The following is a 2329-nucleotide window of genomic DNA, read 5'->3' on the forward strand; positions in this document are numbered from 1 at the left end:
AGGACCCTCAGCAAGTCCCATCGTTGCAGGTCAAGGGCACTTTCCGCGTTTCTGATCAGCTCTTGGACAGCCTGCTTCGTGAAAGCGCGAGGTTAAACTGAACCCAGAACCTCTGTTTGGGTTGCACGGTATTCGTCTTCGAGCCGGTGTATGACCTGGTGTCTGCAATCGAGGTGCCAGTAACCTTTTGGTAGCCGTAGTTGACCCAGTTCGAAAGCACGCCCAGCTGCGCCTGGACGGTGGAACTCTCCGTTGCTGTTGTCGTCGTAGCCGTCGTATAGGTATACGACGCCGTGAGCGTCTCCGGAGACGACGTGCAGTTTCGGTGGTACTGGCTACCGTCCGAAAAGCGACTTACCGTTACGGGAAACTTCCAGAATTTATCGCTGACGGTTACGTCGACAAAGCTGCAGATCGCGGCGCCGGTCTTGCAGTCATTCAGGAGCTGGCCGGTGGTGACGCGTGTCGGGGGGAGGAAAATATTGCCCGCCAGTCCCCAACAGTTCCCGGCATGGCCTCCCTTCGGCCAGCAGGCCGGGTCGTTATACCTGTAGTCCCACGGGTCGAGGGGGCCCGCGGCGGCCGGCAGAGCCGTCGACCCGAGAAACGTCACGGCACCGACGGCGACGGCGGCGGGCCTCAGCCAGCGGCGCTTAGAGTCTGCCTTGGTAACACTTTCTGGCTTGACGGATCTTTTTTGAATTTCTTCATGGCATCTCTCCCTGACACCGAGCCGGAAACACAGTGTTCCCGAATGGCAAGCGCAACTTGCCCGGGTGGCTGTGGAGCACGTCAATAGGGAGAGCGCCAGTTACCGGGATCCAGTGTTAATGAACTGAGGTGAGTGAACCGTTTCATCCTCAGTAGCTGCAGGTCATCAGCGTGTGGATGGCTTGGACGGCGGTGCCGATTCTGCGGGTGGAACATCGAGCTCGTCGTAGCAGTCGCCAGGACTTCAGCTGCGCGAAAGCCCGTTCGCCCGGGGCCCTCAGGCGGGCGTGGTCGCGGTTGAACTGCTGGTGGTGGGCTGGTTGATCGCGGTGGTGGTAGTACGGGGTGCGGACAGTGGCGCCGGCGCCCTGGTGGGCCCGGTCCGCGAGGACGAGGATCTGCCGGGTGAGGCAGGCTTGGACGATGCCGTGGACTCTCGCCGCGGTCAGGTCATGGGTCCGTCCCGGCGTGGCCCGTGAGAACCAGAGGGGCGTGCCGTCCGGACGTGCGATGACCTGAACGTTCATGCCGTGCTTCCGATGTTTCTGGGAGTAGTACGGCTCATCCGCGGCGATGCGGCCGGTGGGGATGAGCGTGCCGTCGACGATGACGAAGATCGCCTTCGCCCAGGCCGACGAGGGCCTCGTGCAGGCCGGGCGCCCAGGAGGCCAGGACCTCGAGGGTCTCGTCGACGTACCGCCACGCGGTCGTGGTCGAGACACCGAAGCCCGCCGCGAGCTGGGGCAACGTCTCGTTCTTGCGTAAGTGCACCAGCGCCAGCAGGGCCTGCTTGAAGCAGCCCAGCTTGCGCCACCGCGAGCGGCGTTCACACCTTCGGGCATAGATGAGCCAGGAGACGTGCTCGACGAGTTCGTGCGGGATGTCGACTGTGGCACGATACCGGACCAAGCGAGGCTCCTCGGGCGATGCGTGGTGCGTAGAGAACACCACCGCAACGACCAGGAGCCTCGTCCTGTCACTCCACCCCGCTGACCTGCCATTTCACCCAGCAGAGGCAGGATGAAAACGGCTCACTGAAGCTTTCTCATCCTGGTCGCCAGGCGGTCTCGATGGTGTGACGACGGTCCGGCTGATCCGGTTCGGGCTGCATCGGGCCTTGCGGAGGATCCGCCATTGCTTGAGGCGGGCGAAGGCTCGCTCACCGGGCGCCGCAGCTGGGCGTGGTCCCGGTTGAACTGCGCGTATTGCTCGGGCAGGTCGCGGCCGTAGTAGGGCGTGCGGACGGTGGCGCCAGCTGCGGTATGCGCGATCGGCGAGTACGACTGCCTGGTCAGGCACTCTTGGATCACACCATGAGCGCGGGCGGCCGTGAGGTCGTCGGGCCGGGACCTGGCAAGACCAGCCGTTTCGCACCAGCAGCCTCCGCCCGCCCTGGACCGTGTAGGCGAGGTGGAAGCGCCGGCCGATCACCGTCTTCACCCGGCTCAGGGTCCAGCGCTGGTCTTCCCAGCGTCCGGCCCCTTGGCCAGCTCCGCCTCCAGCTGGGCGAACTGCTTCTCGCTTAGTGCTGGATTCCGCTTTCGCTGGGTATATGTGCTGGTGGCGGGGTGGTTCGGGTACTCGGGGCGGGTGCTGGACGGTGGTGTTGCGGGCACGG

At 64.3% G+C, this 2329-nt stretch carries 1 protein-coding gene and 3 pseudogenes; all 4 read right to left on the reverse strand.

The genetic code is table 11. The annotated features are described in order from the left end of the window. Positions 1 to 55 precede the first annotated feature (55 nt). On the reverse strand, positions 56 to 613 hold the full coding sequence (locus AC0699_RS39600) for a hypothetical protein (protein ID WP_478671537.1): 558 nt from the start codon (positions 611 to 613) through the stop codon (positions 56 to 58). Positions 614 to 860: 247 nt separating this feature from the next. Then, positions 861 to 1662 (reverse strand): annotated as a pseudogene (locus AC0699_RS39605) (IS5 family transposase). Between the two features lie 51 nt (positions 1663 to 1713). Continuing rightward, a pseudogene (locus AC0699_RS39610) lies at positions 1714 to 2057 on the reverse strand (transposase family protein); the annotation flags it as partial. Continuing rightward, positions 2047 to 2243: pseudogene (locus tag AC0699_RS39615) on the reverse strand (helix-turn-helix domain-containing protein); the annotation flags it as partial. The pseudogenes AC0699_RS39610 and AC0699_RS39615, both read right to left, overlap by 11 nt. Between the last annotated feature and the right edge of the window lie 86 nt (positions 2244 to 2329).

Source organism: Streptomyces sp. NPDC043870 (genome assembly GCF_056435785.1).